Source organism: Citrobacter amalonaticus Y19, assembly GCF_000981805.1.
GTDB classification, from domain to species: domain Bacteria; phylum Pseudomonadota; class Gammaproteobacteria; order Enterobacterales; family Enterobacteriaceae; genus Citrobacter_A; species Citrobacter_A amalonaticus_C.
The window spans coordinates 4,679,108-4,695,833 of record NZ_CP011132.1 but is presented as its reverse complement, the minus strand read 5'-3'; the positions used below and the strand labels follow the sequence as shown (position 1 = coordinate 4,695,833).

The window sequence follows — 16,726 nt, the reverse complement described above, 5'->3', positions numbered from 1 at the left end:
TTAACCTCCTGTTGTGACCTGAAAGCCAGCGTTCTCCGCCATCTCCCGCATTTGGGCGACAACCTGCTCCGTTGGCGCAGGGACATCCTTCATCGACCATTGCTGCCCAAGCAACCGGTATTTCGGTTCACCGTACAGATGAAACGGTAACAGGTGCAGTTGCTTTATACCAAGCGATAACAGCAGCGTCAGCGCGCGCTGCATATTCTCCTGCGTGAGCGTGTAGCCGGGGATCAGCGGCAAGCGGGGGATCACGTTCACGCCCTCCTCCACCAGCATTTGTAGATTCGCCACCACGCGCGGCATATTCATCGCCACAATCTCACGGGCCCGTTCTGGCTCCATTATCTTTAAATCGAACAACACCTCATCACACGTTTTCGCCAGCGGCAGCAGACGACGAGCGGGGGCATCGCCCGCCGTTTCAATCGCACAGTGCACGCCCCAGCGCCGCAGACGTTGTAAGAACGACGTGGCAAAGGCCGCCTGCATCAGCACTTCGCCGCCCGACAGCGTCACCCCACCGCCAGAAGTGCGAAAGAAAACGTCATCTTTCATCACCTCACGTTCCAGTTCATCCAGGGTGACGTCGCGGCCAATCCGTTCAAACGCCCCGGACGGACACTCATCGGCATCACGCAGACACGGCGTACAGTGCAGACATTTACTTTCCCGTCGTACCGTTTCAATCCGTGGCGAGACAGATTCCGGATTGGCGCACCACGGACAGGTATGCGGGCAACCTTTAAAAAAAACCACCGTGCGGATCCCCTGACCGTCATTCAGCGAATAGCGTTGAATATTGAAGATGCGCGCAACCTCCTCGTCGCGCGACTCCACAACCTCACAACTGATGCGCGGTGCGGCGAATGATGTCATCCTGGATCTCCTTCGACAGCTCGACAAAGAAGGCACTATACCCCGCCACGCGCACCACCAGCCCGGCGAAATCCTGGGGTCGCAGCTGCGCTTCCCGCAGCGTTTCGGCATTCACTACGTTAAACTGAATATGCTGCAATTTTAGCTGGGTAAAGGCGCGCAAAAAATCACACAGCTTGCGTAATCCCGCCTCTCCTTCCAGCGTGGCGGGCGTGAACTTCACGTTCAGCAACGTCCCGTTGGACAGCAGCGTGTTATCCAGTTTACTGACCGATTTCAGTACCGCCGTCGGCCCCTGCATATCCTGCCCGAGCATCGGCGACAGGCCGCCATCGGCCAGCTGTTCTGCGGAAAAACGCCCATCCGGCGTCGCCCCTACCACCGCCCCCAACGGAACGTGCGCGGAAACAGTATAAGAGCCAGGCGTAAACTGGCCTCCGCGCGGATTCTGGTATTTTTCCACCTCTTTGCAGTAATAACGCAGCAGTTCGGCGCTGATGTCGTCCACCTCATCAATGTCATTACCGTATTTCTGGAAGCGGTTGATAAGTCTCGCGCGGATCTTTTCCCCTTCCGGCGTGGCGAAGTTGGCCTTTAACACCGCCAGCAGCGCGTCGAAACTGATGCGCTGCTGTTCAAATACCAGTCCGTTCAGCGCATGCAGCGAGTCGCTCAGGTTGGCGATACCAATACCCTGCACCCCAGAGAAATTATAGCGCGCGCCGCCGTCGGTGATGTCACATCCCTTCTCCAGACAGTCGCTGATAAACGAGGAGAGCAGCGGCACCGGCGCCCAGTCGCGATGACCGATATCGCAAATATTACTGCCTTCCACCATCAGCGTGATGTAGTGACTGATTTTGGCGCGAATATGCGCCAGCAGGCCGTCGTAAGTCAGCTCGTGATTGCCTTCGTTCTCGTAGAGGCTTATTTCCATGACCTTCAACAGGTTGAACATGGCGATATCGTGCAGGCCGTAGGTTCGGCCCGGAATCGATAACTCCACGCACCCCACCACCGCGTAATCACGCGCATCTTCCAGTGAGACGCCCCGGTTGAGGAATGCCGGGATCACCACTTCGTCATTAAAGATCTGCGGAATGCCGGTACCCAGACGGATGGTCTCGGCGGTCTTCATCAGAAACGGCGTATCAATCAGCGCGTTGGTGCGAACACCCAGATTCGGCTGCGGTAACTGTACGCTCTGGTAGGCATCCAGACAGAGGAACGAAAGCACGTTTACCGCGCTGCGACCGTTTTCCGTCAGGCCGCCGAGTAGCGCGGTATACCCGGTCGGGAAGCCGGCGAAATAGCGCGCGCTGCTGGTCGAACGCAGAAGCACGATGTCGTTGCATTTCACCCACAGCGATTCGAGTAGCGCTTTCAGGAATGCGGGATCGTCTCCCTGCGTCAGCGACGCCTGATAAAACGGCAGCATGTACTGATCAAAACGGCCCAGCGACAGCGAACTGGCGTTGGATTCGTATTGCAGAATGATATTCATGTACCAGAACAACTGGCACGCCTGCCAGAAGGTTTGCGGCTTATGCTGCGCGTTATGCCGCGAGTTGGCGGCGATAGTCAGCAACTCCTGGCGACGCGCGGCGTCCGGGCAGCGTTCAGCCATGCTTTCCGCCAGTACGGCATAGCGCAGAATGTGGCGCTGCGACGCTTCCAGCAGTAGCAGCGCCGCCTGATAAAAGACGTTATCCGGTTCCTGCTGGCAGTGCGTGCGCATCTGTGCCACCAGTTCACCCAGCCCGTGATTCAGCAGACGGGGATAATCAATGATGATATGCCCTTGTCCCTTATCCGTCTGGTTGATGCTAAAAATTTGGGTGCTGACAGCGGCTTTGACCTCATCCGTCATCTGACCGTTGATGAAATCCTTCATCGACCGTTTTTCCCAGTAAGGGAAAAGCACGTCGCGATAGAGGCGTTTATCGTCTTCGCTGATATCGAAACGGTCCTGAGGACGAGTCGGAAACTGATCCAACTCCTTGAGCAGCCAGTACGGGTCCATTTCCGGCGACATGATGCCCGCACGCGGCTTAACGGTACGGTTGCCGGCAATCAGTTCCTCATCACGAATCGAAATCGCGACATGCTCAAGGATATAAGCCGTCGCTTTCGCCCGACGTAAAATGACCGGCTCCCCTTCTGTCTGCTGATGACTGGCGGTATACAGCACGGCGCGCTCAAGTGAGATTTCACGGTTATTTTTAAAAAGGGCGGTTTTGAGACGATGGATACGGTGGGTCATGAGGAACTCCTGTGGGCATGAATGCCTGATGGCGCTACGCTTATCAGGCCTACAGATTCGTAGGCCGGATAAGGCAACGCCGCCATCCGGCAAACAAAACGGTTACGCAGTCTGCGCCAGATGCGCGCCAATTTTGTTCATGATCGCGTCGGCGCGTTTCACCGCATCACTGATGTTGACGCGTACGATGGTTTTGCCTGCAAAACGCTCTTCAAATTTGATCCCGATATCTTTGGTCAGAATGACGATATCGGCCTGCGCCACATCGGCTGGCGTCAGTTCATTTTCCAGACCAATCGAGCCCTGCGTCTCAACTTTCACTTCCCAGCCTTTTGCTTTGGCTGCGCTTTCCAGCGCTTCAGCGGCCATATAGGTATGTGCAACACCTGAAGGACATGCGGTTACTGCAATAATTTTCGTCATGACGCCACTCCTCACTTAATTAATTTCAAAATCTAAATCCAGATCGTCTTCTTTCTCGTCGGCCTGAGAGACATTCTTGCGCGCCAGACTTTTCAGCACGTTCACACAAACAGCCGTCACCACCGCCCCCACCGCCACCGCGGCGACATAGCCCAGTTTGCCTTCAACCACCGGCAGAACAATCAGCCCGCCCCAACCGGCGTAACACTGCGCACCGAACAGCGCCGCAGTGACCGCGCCACAGGCCGAACCCAGCATGATGGAAGGAATGACGCGCAGCGGGTCAGCGGCAGCGAAAGGAATCGCCCCTTCGGTCACGCCGACACAGCCCATCACCAGCGCCGCTTTACCGGCTTCGCGCTCTTCAGAAGAGAAGTTTTTACGCCCCACCAGCGTCGCCAGTCCTAAGCCCAATGGCGGTACGCAGATCCCGACAGCCGCAATGGCCACCACGGTATAAACGCCCTGTGCCACGCAAATCAGCATAAAGGCGTAAGCAACCTTGTTGATCGGGCCGCCCATGTCAAAGGCCAGCATCAGCCCCATAATCACCGCCAGCATCACGATGCTGCCTTGCTGCATCCCCTGCAACCACTGGGTCAGACTGGCGGTCAGCGCGCCAACGGGTTCGCCCAGCCCCCACATCATGATGCCCGCCGTGATAAAGGTCCCGACGATAGGAATCACGAAGATCGGCATCACGGAACGCAGCACCTTATGAACCGGTATTTTTTTCAGGTAGTGCACAACGATGCCGCCGATAATCCCGGCGATCAGCGCCCCGAAGAACCCGGCGCCGAAGCTGTTGCCCACCCAGGCGCCGATCGCGCACGGTGCCAGTGCGGAGCGCTCCGCAATGGAATAACCGATGTACGCCGCGAGGAAAGGCACCATCAGCGTCAGCCCGGCCACGCCGATATCAAACAGTTTTTTAAGATTCGGATCGGTCGCGGCATCAGGCACCGCACCTTTGCCATACAGCATGACAGAGACCGCCAGTAATATGCCGCCCGCGACCACAAAGGGGATCATATGCGACACCCCCGTCATCAGATGCTGACGGGTATTTTTCAGGATTTGTACCAACTCATTCATAAGTCGCTCCCGGGCATATGTTTGCCCATGTCCATAACGTTGTTGTGGCAAACAATAGGCAATCCGCAAGGGCGCAGACAGTGGATAAAAAGGCCATTTACTGGATTTTTGTATTGTCAGTACAAAAATGGGATCCGCCTCATAAGTTGAGGAATAAGAGAATTCACGGATGCCACGAGGACTTGTGAACTATCTCCCACTTTTCGTCTTACATTACATTTGTCCAGTTTTTGGCAGAATTGTCACATGGCAGGGAACAACCAAGGCCTTTTATCCTGTAGGCAGAAAACCGTTATGGGAGAGAGGCAATGGCCCTGATTGTGGAATTTACCTGTGAGCTGCCCAATGGCGTTCATGCACGCCCGGCAAGCCATGTTGAGACACTGTGTAATACCTTTACTTCACACATTGAGTGGCACAACCTACGAACCGATCGTAAAGGCAACGCCAAGAGCGCGCTGGCGCTGATTGGCACCGATACGCTGGCTGGCGACCATTGTCAGTTACTGATTACAGGCTCGGATGAAGCCGATGCCCATCAGCGCCTGAGCCAGTGGTTACGCGACGAGTTCCCCCACTGCGATGCGCCGCTGGCAGAGGTCAACAACAGCGAATTAGAACCGCTACCGGCCTCGCTGACTCACCTGAACCCGCAGCTTTTCCGCGCCCGCAGCGTTTGCAGCGGCAGCGCAGGCGGCATCCTGACGCTTCTCTCTTCGCTGGATCTCAATGCACTCGGCGAACTCCCTGCGGCAAACGATGTGGAAAGCGAGCAATCGGCACTGGATCGCGGCTTAACGCTACTGGTGAAGAACATTGAGTTTCGTTTGCTCGACAGCGACGGCGCCACCAGCGCCATTCTGGAAGCCCACCGTTCACTGGCAGGTGATACCTCCCTGCGTCAGCATCTGCTGGCAGGCGTTTCTCGCGGCTTAAGCTGCGCGCAGGCGATTGTCGACAGCGCTAACCATTTCTGCGATGAGTTTGCCCGTTCCAGCAGCAGCTATTTGCAGGAACGCGCGCTGGACGTACGCGACGTCTGCTTCCAGTTGCTGCAACACATCTACGGCGAAAAACGCTTTCCGGCCCCCGGAAAACTGACCCAACCGACCGTCTGCATGGCGGATGAGTTGACGCCCAGCCAGTTCCTGGAACTGGACAAAACGTTCCTCAAAGGCCTGTTGCTGAAAAGCGGCGGTACGACCTCGCACACCGTGATTCTTGCTCGTTCATTCAATATTCCAACGCTGGTTGGCGTCGCGACTGACGCCTTAACTCCATGGCTACAGCAAGAGGTCTATATCGATGGCAATGCAGGGGCGGTAGTGGTCGCGCCTGACGAACCGGTCAGCCGCTACTATCAGCAGGAAGCCCGCGTGCACGAGGCGCTGCGCGAGCAACAGCGCGTCTGGTTGACCCAGGAAGCGCGCACGGCTGATGGTATCCGTATGGAAGTTGCCGCCAACATCGCCCACTCCGTGGAAGCGCAGGCGGCATTTGGCAATGGCGCGGAGGCGGTCGGTCTGTTCCGCACCGAAATGCTGTATATGGACCGGGTCTGCGCCCCGGGCGAGAACGAGCTGTACAACATTTTTTGCCAGGCGCTGGAATCCGCGCAGGGACGCAGCATTATTGTGCGCACGATGGATATTGGCGGCGATAAACCCGTTGATTACCTGAATATTCCTGCTGAAGCCAACCCGTTCCTCGGCTATCGCGCCGTGCGTATCTATGAAGAATACGCCGCGCTGTTTACCACTCAGCTCCGGTCGATCCTGCGCGCGTCGGCGCACGGTAGCCTGAAAATCATGATCCCGATGATCTCCTCGATGGAAGAGATCCTGTGGGTTAAAGAGAAACTGGCGGAAGCCAAGCAACAGCTGCGTAATGAGCAGATCCCGTTTGATGAAAAGATCCCGCTCGGCATTATGCTGGAAGTCCCGTCAGTGATGTTCATCATCGATCAGTGCTGTGAAGAGATTGATTTCTTTAGTATTGGCAGTAATGATCTGACGCAATACCTGTTGGCTGTTGACCGCGATAACGCCAAAGTCACCCGCCATTACAACAGCCTGAACCCGGCCTTCCTGCGCGCGCTGGATTTCGCGGTGCAGGCAGTACACCGTCAGGGGAAATGGATCGGCCTGTGTGGCGAGCTCGGGGCAAAAGGCTCCGTTCTGCCGCTACTGGTCGGACTGGGGCTGGACGAAATCAGCATGAGCGCCCCCGCCATTCCTGCCGCTAAAGCGCGGATGGCACAACTCGACAGTCGCGCTTGCCGACAGTTGCTGAATCAGGCGATGGCCTGTCGCACGTCGCTGGAAGTGGAGCATCTGCTGGCGCAGTTCCGCATGACGCAGCAGGATGCCCCGCTGGTCACCGCCCAGTGCATCACCCTCGACAGCGACTGGCGCAGCAAAGAAGAGGTGATCAAGGGAATGACCGACAACCTGCTGCTCGCCAGTCGCTGTCGCTATCCCCGCAAACTGGAAGCCGATCTGTGGGCTCGCGAGGCGGTATTCTCCACCGGACTGGGCTTCAGTTTCGCCATTCCGCACAGTAAATCGGAACATATCGAGCAGTCCACGATAAGCGTCGCGCGCCTGAAAGCCCCCGTACGCTGGGGGGATGATGAGGCGCAGTTCATCATCATGCTGACGCTCAACAAACACGCGGCGGGGGACCAGCATATGCGTATCTTCTCGCGCCTGGCCCGCCGCATTATGCACGAAGAATTTCGCAACGCGCTGGTGAACGCCGCGTCTGCAGACGCGATTGCCAACCTGCTGCAACATGAGCTTGAACTTTAAGAGGAAGCAAAATGGAACTGTATCTGGATAGCGCCAATGTGGCGGAAGTCGAACGTCTGGCCCGCATCTTCCCTATCGCCGGGGTGACAACCAACCCGAGCATTGTGGCGGCAAGCAAAGAATCTATCTGGGATGTCCTGCCGCGTCTGCAAAGGGTGATTGGCGAACACGGCGTTCTGTTTGCCCAGACCATGAGCCGCGATGCGCAGGGAATGGTGAACGAAGCCAAACGTCTGAACAATGCCGTTCCGGGAATTGTGGTGAAAATCCCGGTGACCTCTGAAGGACTGGTCGCCATCAAGCAGTTGAAAAAAGAGGGCATTGTCACCCTGGGTACCGCTGTGTACAGCGCGTCTCAGGGACTACTTGCCGCGCTGGCGGGGGCGAAATATGTCGCGCCTTACGTCAACCGCGTGGATGCCCAGGGCGGAGACGGTATCCGCACGGTACAGGAATTACAGACGCTGCTGGAACGGCATGCGCCGAAAAGCAAGGTACTGGCCGCCAGTTTTAAAACCCCACGCCAGGCACTCGACTGCCTGCTGGCGGGTTGTGAAGCGATCACCCTTCCTTTAGATGTAGCGCAACAAATGCTCGATACCCCTGCGGTACAGTCAGCTGTTGAGAAGTTTGAGCAAGACTGGAAAAACGCATTCGGTAACATCAACCTGTGAGGAAAATAGGATATGGATCGCATTATTCAATCCCCCGGTAAGTACATCCAGGGTGCAGATGTCATCACTCGTCTTGGCGAATACCTCAAGCCGTTGGCTGAACGTTGGCTGGTTGTCGGCGATAAATTCGTTCTCGGTTTCGCTCAGGGCGAACTGGAAAAAAGCTTTAAAAATGCAGGACTGGCGCTGGAAGTTGCGCCATTTGGCGGTGAATGCTCGCAAAACGAGATCGACCGTTTGCGCAGCGTGGCGGAAAACGCGCAGTGCGGCGCGGTGCTCGGCATCGGCGGCGGTAAAACGCTGGATACCGCGAAAGCCCTTGCCCACTTTATGAACCTGCCTGTGGCGATCGCACCCACCATCGCCTCAACCGATGCGCCATGCAGCGCCCTTTCCGTTATCTACACCGATGCGGGTGAATTTGACCGTTATCTGCTGCTACCGCATAACCCGCATATGGTTATTGTCGACACCAAAATCGTCGCCGGCGCCCCGGCGCGTCTGTTAGCCGCAGGGATTGGTGATGCGCTGGCAACCTGGTTTGAAGCGCGCGCGTGTTCACGCAGCGGCGCGATCACCATGGCGGGCGGCAAATGCACGCAGGCGGCACTGGCGCTGGCTGAACTGTGCTACAACACGCTGCTCGAAGAGGGTGAAAAAGCGATGCTGGCCGCCGAGCAGCACGTCGTCACCCCGGCGCTTGAGCGCGTAATTGAAGCTAACACCTATCTGAGCGGCGTCGGCTTTGAAAGCGGCGGTCTGGCCGCCGCACACGCGGTTCACAACGGTCTGACGGCGATCCCGGATGCGCACCACTATTATCACGGTGAAAAAGTGGCGTTTGGTACACTGACTCAGTTGGTTCTGGAAAACGCGCCGGTTGAAGAGATTGAGACCGTTGCCGCAGTTTGCCATTCCGTCGGTCTGCCGATTACGCTGGCGCAACTGGATATCAAACAGGATATTCCGGCGAAGATGCGTATCGTGGCGGAAGCCGCCTGTGCGGAAGGCGAAACCATTCATAACATGCCTGGCGGCGCGACGCCGGATCAGGTTTATGCAGCGCTGTTGGTTGCCGACCAGTACGGTCAGCGCTATCTGCAAGAGTGGGAATAAAACGCATAACACTCCCGGCATCGCCCGGGAGTGTTTCTTATGTTATCAAGCCTGTTCTACCGTCTGTACTTCGCGCTTTTTCCGGCTGACAATCGCCAGCGCCATGACAATCAGCACAATTCCCCCACCCTCGACAGGACCGGGGTTTTCGCCAAGCAGCCACCAGGAAAACAGAACACCACACACCGGCACCGCCAGGGTACTTAAGCTGGCAATACTGGCAGGCAGATTCCTCAACACAAACAGCCACAAACTCCAGGCCAGCGCTGTCGCCAGAATCGCGCTATAGGCCAGCGCCCAGAATACGATGGGCTGCCAGTCAACCTCCGGCTGTGGAACCCACCAGGCCACCACACTCATCACCAGCGCGGCATACAACATCTGCCAGGCGGTTAACGACAGTAAATCGATACGAGGATGGCGGGCATACATCCGTTTGGCAACGATGGCGCTCGCGCCCCAACTGACCCCGGAGAGGATCGCCAGCAACGCACTCTTCAGCGAGGAGTAATCCAGTTGCCATGGCTGCATCACCAGCAGTAACCCGATAGCCGCAATCATAATTGCCGCGTATTGCAAACGCCGTAGCCGTTCGCCCAGAAACAGCGCCGCCAGAATAACGACCCAGAATGGCATGGTATAAGTCAGAATCGCGACCTTCCCCGCCCCGCCGCTCATCAGCGCCCATTGCGCCAGCCCGATCATGCCGCAGGTCTGTAATAACGCAATCGCCAGCGTGTATTTGAACGGTGTCGGGCGCAGACCGCGGCCGCGCAAGAGGAGGACGATAAATAAGAGTAAGGTTCCGAAGATACAGCGTAATGCAGTGAAGTCGAACGCGCCGATATAGCTCGTGACCTGCTTCATAAAAATCCAGCTATAGCTCCAGATAAGGGTAAGTAAGATAAGACCACCGATTGCCAGTGGATTGCCCTTTCCTGAGACAGACATGATAAATCCAGTAAGTTGACGTTTCCTGCGGACACTATACCCCTACTGATACATTTCAGCGACTGCACGCAGTCGCTGAAATGGGGTCAGATTACGTCAGAATCGGGATTACTGCAGGTCGAAGCGGTCCAGGTTCATCACTTTCACCCATGCCGCAACGAAGTCCTTCACGAACTTCACATGCGCATCGCTTCCGGCATACACCTCCGCCAGAGCACGCAATACGGCATGAGAGCCAAAGACCAGGTCCGCACGGGAAGCGGTGTATTTCACTTCACCGGTCTGACGATCGCGGCCTTCAAACTGTTCGTTTGCCTCATCAACCGGTTTCCATTCGTGACGCATATCCAGCAGATTGACGAAGAAGTCATTGCTGAGTACGCCCGGACGATCGGTAAAGACACCGTGCTTGCTGCCGTCGTAGTTCGCGCCAAGCACGCGCAGACCACCCACCAGCACGGTCATTTCCGGTGCGGTCAGGGTCAACTGCTGCGCTTTATCAATCAGCAGGGACTCTGTCGTTGCCGCGCCAGGTTCTCCGCGATAGTTACGGAAACCATCGGCAATCGGCTTGAGCAGTTCAAACATCTCGACATCTGTCTGGTCCTGACGCGCGTCCACGCGACCTGGGGTGAACGGCACATGAATGCTGACACCTGCGGCGCTGGCGGCTTTTTCAACCCCCACGACACCGGCCAGAACGATGATGTCAGCCAGCGAGGCTTTAGCAGCGTCACGCTGGATTTTCTCCAGAACCGGCAGCACTCGCGTGGCAATCGCATTGACATCCCAACCACGCTGCGGCGCTAATGCCAGACGCGCACCGTTCGCCCCGCCACGTTTATCACCACCACGGAAGGTCGACGCAGATGCCCATGCGACGGACACCAGCTCACCAACAGAGAGGCCAGACGCGGCAATCGCGGACTTCAGGCTCAGGATATCTTCTTCTGTCGGATTGAAGGTCGGTTGTGGCAGCGGATCCTGCCAAATCAGATCTTCTTTTGGTACTTCCGGTCCGATGTAACGCGCTTTCGGCCCCATATCACGGTGGGTCAATTTGAACCACGCGCGGGCGAAGGCTTCGTTAAACGCCTGCGGATCGTTCAGGAAGCGACGGGAAATTTTTTCGAATTCCGGATCAAAACGCAGCGTCAGGTCGGTGACCAGCATGGTGGGCTTACGTTTTTTCGACGGGTCAAACGGATCGGGAATGATTTCTGGCGCATCGACCGCTTCAAACTGGATGGCGCCTGCCGGGCTACGCGTCTGTACCCACTCATATTTGAACAGGTTCTCGAAGAAGTAATTGCTCCACTGGGTTGGCGTTTGCGTCCAGACCACTTCCAGTCCGGAGGTAATCGCATCCGCGCCCACACCGCTGCCAAAATCGCTTTTCCAGCCTAAACCCTGGTTCTCGATCGGTGCCACTTCCGGGTCCGGACCGACATGTGTCGCCGGGCCTGCGCCGTGGGTTTTACCCAACGTGTGACCCCCTGCGATCAACGCGACGGTTTCTTCATCGTCCATCCCCATGTTGCCAAAGGTCGCACGAATCGCTGAGGCCGCAGAAAGCGGTTCACCGCTGGCGTTAGGGCCTTCCGGGTTAACGTAGATCAGCCCCATCTCGGTGGCGGCTAAAGGACGTTTTGCCAGTTCTTCCGGGTCACGGTGGGCAAGCCACGTTTTCTCATCACCCCAGTTCACATCCAGATCCGGTTCCCAGACGTCCTCACGACCCGCACCGAAACCAAAGGTACGGAAGCCCGAGTTTTCCAGCGCAACGTTACCCGCCAGAATAAACAGGTCTGCCCAGGAAATTTTTTGTCCGTATTTTTGCTTGATTGGCCACAGCAGACGACGCGCCTTGTCCAGGCTCACGTTATCCGGCCAGGAGTTCAGGGGAGCAAAACGCTGCTGTCCACGACCCGCGCCGCCGCGTCCGTCAACGGAACGATAGGTACCTGCGCCGTGCCAGGCCATGCGGATAAACAGACCGGCATATGTTCCCCAGTCAGCAGGCCACCACGGTTGAGATTCGGTGAGAAGCGCTCTGAGATCGCCTTTCAGCGCGGAATAATCGAGTTTGCTGAATTCTTTGCGGTAATCGAAATCTTCACCCAGCGGGTTTGAGCGATTGGAATGTTGGTTTAAAAGGTCGACGCGGAGCTGGTTAGGCCACCAGTCGCGGCTGGTTGTTCCTGCTCCAGCGCTCTGGTCATGGCCGCCCTGATGAAAAGGACATTTTCCGGCGGACGTCGGGTTATGGATATCGTCTGGCGTGCTCATCTATATGCTCCCTTTACAGTGTTTACATTACGATATACACCTACAGAGATAAGATATAGTCGAAATAATCCACAGATTCGATAGCTGATACCTTTTATATTTTTAGTTACAGAGATGTAGATCAAAATGAGGTGTAAAAAAGCCCTCCGGGGAGGGCTGAGGCATTTTATACACCGGGTCTGACGCCCAGCGTGTGGCAAATCGCGTAGCTCATTTCAGCGCGGTTAAGTGTATAGAAATGAAAATCTTTTACCCCTTCCCGGCTTAAAATTTTCACCATGTCCATGGCGATATTTGCCCCCACCAGCTTGCGGGTTTCCGCATCGTCATCGAGGCCGTTAAACATTTGTGACATCCACGACGGAATGCGCACATTGGTCATATCAGCAAACTTCTTCGCCTGCTTAAAGTTCGAGACCGGCAGAATGCCAGGAATGATTTCCACGTCGATGCCCGCGGAGACGCAGCGGTCGCGAAAACGCAGGTAGCTTTCGACATCAAAGAAAAATTGGGTGATGGCGCGATTCGCCCCGGCATCCACTTTACGCTTCAGGTTGAGCAGATCCGCCTGCGCGCTTTTCGCTTCCGGATGCACTTCCGGATAAGCGGCAACAGAGATGTCAAAATCGGCCACTTCTTTGAGCAGGCTCACCAGGTCGGCAGCATACATATCCGGCTTGCCGCTGCCTGCCGGCAGGTCGCCGCGCAGCGCAACGATGTGGCGGATACCGTTGTTCCAGTAGTCCTGCGCAATGGTGCGCAGTTCATCACGGGTCGCGTCAATACAGGTCAGGTGTGGTGCCGCTTCCAGACCCGTGCGATCTTTAATCCCTTTGATAATACTGTGCGTACGGTCGCGCTCGCCAGAGTTGGCGCCGTAGGTCACTGAAACAAACTTCGGCTTCAGACTGCTCAGGCGATCGATGGAATTCCACAGGGTTTGCTCCATTTCACTGGTGCGCGGCGGGAAAAACTCGAACGAAACGTTAATCTGACCCTGGACTTCCGCCAGGCTCTGATTCAGGGCTTCCCGCTGGTTGGCGTGAAAAAAGCTCATACCTTACCTCATCAATCGCTTGTCATTATATGTTGTGTTGTGAACATCTATCCGTTTAGACGTCTGGATGTAAAGATGAAGGAAAAGACAGGTAAGGTCAATAGAAAGATCCGCGTAAACGGTGAGGAATATTCAGCCAATATGAAAATAATTCAACATCACTTGCCACAACCCTGCGTTGATAATCCTATGGTCGGCCCGCATTCAGGCCGACCATCCCACTCATTTTACTTCACATCTTTCACACGCATGTCTTTTAACTGCTCATCCGTCAGGGTATTTCCCTTTTTGAAATAGTCCACCACGGCATTAGAGACGTAGTATCCACCAGATGTATTTCGCGCGCTGCCTTCGGTAAACACCGTAAACCCGTCTCCGCCATCGGCAAGGAAACTATTGGTGGCAACAAGGTAAACCGTCGCATCCTCGACCGCTTTTCCATTGAGCGTAAACGTGATAACTCGCTGACCAACAGGCTTGCTGCTGTCATACTTCATTTCCACACCTCTGGAAACCTGCAGTACGCCGTTGCTCAGTCCCGCCCCGTGCTCCATCAGGTTTCGCAACTGTTTACCCGTCAATTTCATCGTGGCCAGTTCGTTAGGGAATGGGAAGGTGCTGATGACTCCGCCCATCGTTACCGCGCCCGCCGGAATCTCATTACGAATGCCACCGGAATTGGTCAACGCTATCTGAGTATCTTTACCCGCCGCGACCAGCAAGGCGTCTGCCGCCAGATTCCCCAGCGAAGACGATTCGCCATAGGCGCGGGTCAGTTCAACAGGTGACTGCGCCACCGTCTGCTGTACCACTTTATCGAGCTTTTCATTCCAGCCATCAATGACCTGCTTGGTCTGCGGATCGGGCTGCCACTCATCGGCAAAAATGGTCTTCAGCTCGAAGTTCTTCACCGTAAAATGATGTGGTTTCTCTTTGTAATCAAGCACCAACTTACCGACATCGATACCCCCGCTGTCGGTAGAGAGGATCAGAGTATCGCCCACTTTGATCGGTTCTGGCGTGCCAACGTGCGCATGGCCGGTGATAAGAATATCCAGCCCCTTCACCTGACTTGCAGTCTGAATATCTTTATCCAGCGCACGACGCACATCGGTACTACCCTGGCTTGACTGACGCGCAGGTACGCCTTCATGAATCAACGCTACGGTCAAATCCACTTTGCCTTTCAGTTCATCGATATAACGCTGTAGCCACTTCACTTCATCCCGTGCTTCAATGCCCACGCGCGTCGCCGCGGAAACGGTATCATCGAAGGCAAACACACCGTGCAAACCGATAACGCCAATTTTCACACCGTCTTTTTCAATAATGGTGTAAGGCTTGTCCCAGAATGCTTTACTGCTGTTCTGATAGAAAATATTCCCCTGCACAACTGGAAACTTCGCCTGACTGAGCTGCAACAGCGTGTTGTCCCAGCCGTGATCGAATTCATGATTCCCCATGGTGACTGCGTCAAACTGCATGGTATTCATGATATCGATAATGGCTTTCCCCTTTGTCAGGCTGCTGATATACGGCCCGGTAAAATAATCTCCCGCATCTAAAAACCACGTTGCGCTGTTCCTGGCTTTCTCCTGTTTTACCAGAGTGGTGATATTCGCCCAACCGCCAATATCGCGCTTGCCATCAGCAATCCATGGCACTTTATACGGTTCGACATGGGCATGGAGATCGTTAGTATAGATAATCGTGACATCTTTCGCGGATGCCCAGAATGGCAGTGAGACCAACACACCGACAGCGAGTATTTTTAATTTCATGATTAATCCCTTTCAGTAATTTAAAGAAGCGCTACGTTACGTTCTGAAAGGTTTTTTTATGTGAGAAAACTCACATCCATCGGAGGTAGTTACAGGTCAATATCAACGACCCTTAAAAATCGTTGGTAATGCGATGACGTCTCTGTTCACCATCAATTGCTGCAAGTCCTTTGGCTGTCCCAATCTGGGACTAGCGAGCTCGCCAGATTACACCTGGCCAGATTATCGGTTGGGTTATGCCGCACTGCACTGCCGGGCATGCGGGAGTTATCCCCCCTTATTCAACGGCGCGGAGTTTCGGTCCTGGGCATCGACTGGGTTATCAGATTACGCCAAAGAGAACGGTCGTTTTTGCCCTGCCTGCTATCAACAGGAAATCATCCGCTATGGGCATAATCCAGGCGGGACACAACGCGTACAGTGTCTGCGTTGTAAAAAAGTCTGGACGCCTAAGCAGAAGCCGCTGGTCTCCATCGATCCGCCAGAACAATTAGCCACGATCCCTTTTATCGTACCTTTTCAGGGCGCAAGCGCAGATCAGCAGCTTTATGTCTTACTCAGCTTTGACGCTATTCGCGGCAATGTGCTGCATATTTCCAGCAATTTCACGCCTCACCCTGCGGGTACCTCACTACTTTACCGCTGGAGTGGAGTTGGTGAATCAGTTGAGGTTCATGACGATATTGTTCAGCGTGTGAGTCAGCGAGAAACCCAATTTTTACGCCGCAGCCAGTTTGACGAAATTCAGTACGGGAGCGCCGTGCTCAAGCGTAACGCCAGCGGTGCCATTTTGCGTCCAGTGATTGCCGCGCACGGCCATTTCCGTTTACTGAAAACGCTTTTCCCGGAGGTGAAAGAACATATTGTGGCGCATGAATGTTTTCTGCGTGGCGCGGTGATTACCGCGTGGGCAGAACGGTTTCGCCATTGTCGCGGCGCGCTTTGGTTCGTTGAAGAAACCATAAACGACGCCGCATGTTCCGCATCCTGGCAATTGCTGGGTAAAACACATCAGGGATGGTGGCAAAACCAATGGCAACTCTGGGGACAGGGTGACAATCGCAAGATGGTCTGCCTGCTCACCAAAGCCCCATTAGAAAAAGGCGCAACCATCACTCTGGCAGCCAGTCGTCGCTTTATCACATGGCTGAAAGAGCAGCCCGAATTGACACACAGTACCCCCTTTTCTGCAGGGCGCGTAACGCAAATACTGGCTTCACTAGCGGGCAGATACAATGCATTGCTCTCTCTGGGCCGGTAATATTTTGATGTAATCGTCACAGCCGATGGCGATATTCAAGAGAGATTGATAGCGGGTCAAAATTTCGCGCACTGACATATTCCACGAATGTATAGCATGATCCTTTGTTATTTCCCCCTTATGAAAA

12 protein-coding genes are annotated in these 16,726 nt (G+C 55.2%); 4 read left to right on the top strand and 8 right to left on the bottom strand.

Translation table 11 applies throughout. The features are described 5' to 3' along the window. The 4 genes from F384_RS21720 to F384_RS21705 all read right to left on the bottom strand — a co-directional run bounded on the left by F384_RS21720 (position 1) and on the right by F384_RS21705 (position 4,660). Positions 1-879, bottom strand: a complete 879-nt coding sequence (locus F384_RS21720; RefSeq protein WP_046493488.1) for a [formate-C-acetyltransferase]-activating enzyme — start codon at positions 877-879, stop codon at positions 1-3. After that, on the bottom strand, positions 845-3,142 hold the full coding sequence (locus F384_RS21715; RefSeq protein WP_046493486.1) for a formate C-acetyltransferase: 2,298 nt from the start codon (positions 3,140-3,142) through the stop codon (positions 845-847). The genes F384_RS21720 and F384_RS21715 overlap by 35 nt, the downstream gene beginning before the upstream one ends. 102 nt (positions 3,143-3,244) lie before the next feature. Continuing rightward, positions 3,245-3,565 (bottom strand): PTS fructose-like transporter subunit IIB, encoded by a 321-nt coding sequence (locus tag F384_RS21710; protein WP_044257490.1) that lies wholly within the window; start codon positions 3,563-3,565, stop codon positions 3,245-3,247. Between the two features lie 15 nt (positions 3,566-3,580). Then, on the bottom strand, positions 3,581-4,660 hold the full coding sequence (locus tag F384_RS21705) for a PTS fructose transporter subunit EIIC (protein WP_046493484.1): 1,080 nt from the start codon (positions 4,658-4,660) through the stop codon (positions 3,581-3,583). A 308-nt stretch (positions 4,661-4,968) separates the two neighbouring features. Between F384_RS21705 and ptsP the strand changes: the two genes are divergently transcribed. The 3 genes from ptsP to gldA are packed head-to-tail and all read left to right on the top strand — an operon-like array spanning position 4,969 to position 9,260. After that, complete coding sequence (ptsP, locus tag F384_RS21700; RefSeq protein ID WP_046493483.1) at positions 4,969-7,470, top strand: phosphoenolpyruvate--protein phosphotransferase; 2,502 nt, start codon at positions 4,969-4,971, stop codon at positions 7,468-7,470. A gap of 11 nt (positions 7,471-7,481) precedes the next feature. After that, a complete protein-coding gene (gene fsa / locus F384_RS21695; protein WP_046493481.1) occupies positions 7,482-8,144 on the top strand; it encodes a fructose-6-phosphate aldolase in 663 nt (220 codons plus the stop codon). Positions 8,145-8,156: 12 nt separating this feature from the next. Further along, entirely contained in the window at positions 8,157-9,260 is a 1,104-nt protein-coding gene (gldA, locus tag F384_RS21690; protein WP_046493479.1) for a bifunctional L-1,2-propanediol dehydrogenase/glycerol dehydrogenase, read from the top strand. A gap of 45 nt (positions 9,261-9,305) precedes the next feature. Here the strand turns inward: gldA and F384_RS21685 are convergent, their stop codons facing one another. The 4 genes from F384_RS21685 to F384_RS21670 all read right to left on the bottom strand — a co-directional run bounded on the left by F384_RS21685 (position 9,306) and on the right by F384_RS21670 (position 15,338). Then, positions 9,306-10,211, bottom strand: a complete 906-nt coding sequence (locus F384_RS21685) for a DMT family transporter (RefSeq protein ID WP_046493477.1) — start codon at positions 10,209-10,211, stop codon at positions 9,306-9,308. 108 nt (positions 10,212-10,319) lie between these two features. Continuing rightward, entirely contained in the window at positions 10,320-12,500 is a 2,181-nt protein-coding gene (gene katG, locus F384_RS21680; protein WP_046493475.1) for a catalase/peroxidase HPI, read from the bottom strand. Positions 12,501-12,666: 166 nt separating this feature from the next. Next, a complete protein-coding gene (gene metF, locus F384_RS21675; RefSeq protein WP_046493473.1) occupies positions 12,667-13,557 on the bottom strand; it encodes a methylenetetrahydrofolate reductase in 891 nt (296 codons plus the stop codon). Positions 13,558-13,784: 227 nt separating this feature from the next. Continuing rightward, positions 13,785-15,338 carry a bifunctional metallophosphatase/5'-nucleotidase gene (locus F384_RS21670; protein ID WP_046493471.1) on the bottom strand — a complete coding sequence of 518 codons (1,554 nt, stop codon included), beginning with the start codon at positions 15,336-15,338 and terminating at the stop codon, positions 13,785-13,787. Between the two features lie 133 nt (positions 15,339-15,471). Between F384_RS21670 and F384_RS21665 the strand changes: the two genes are divergently transcribed. Continuing rightward, positions 15,472-16,599 carry a hypothetical protein gene (locus F384_RS21665; protein WP_046493468.1) on the top strand — a complete coding sequence of 376 codons (1,128 nt, stop codon included), beginning with the start codon at positions 15,472-15,474 and terminating at the stop codon, positions 16,597-16,599. The last annotated feature ends 127 nt before the right edge of the window (positions 16,600-16,726 follow it).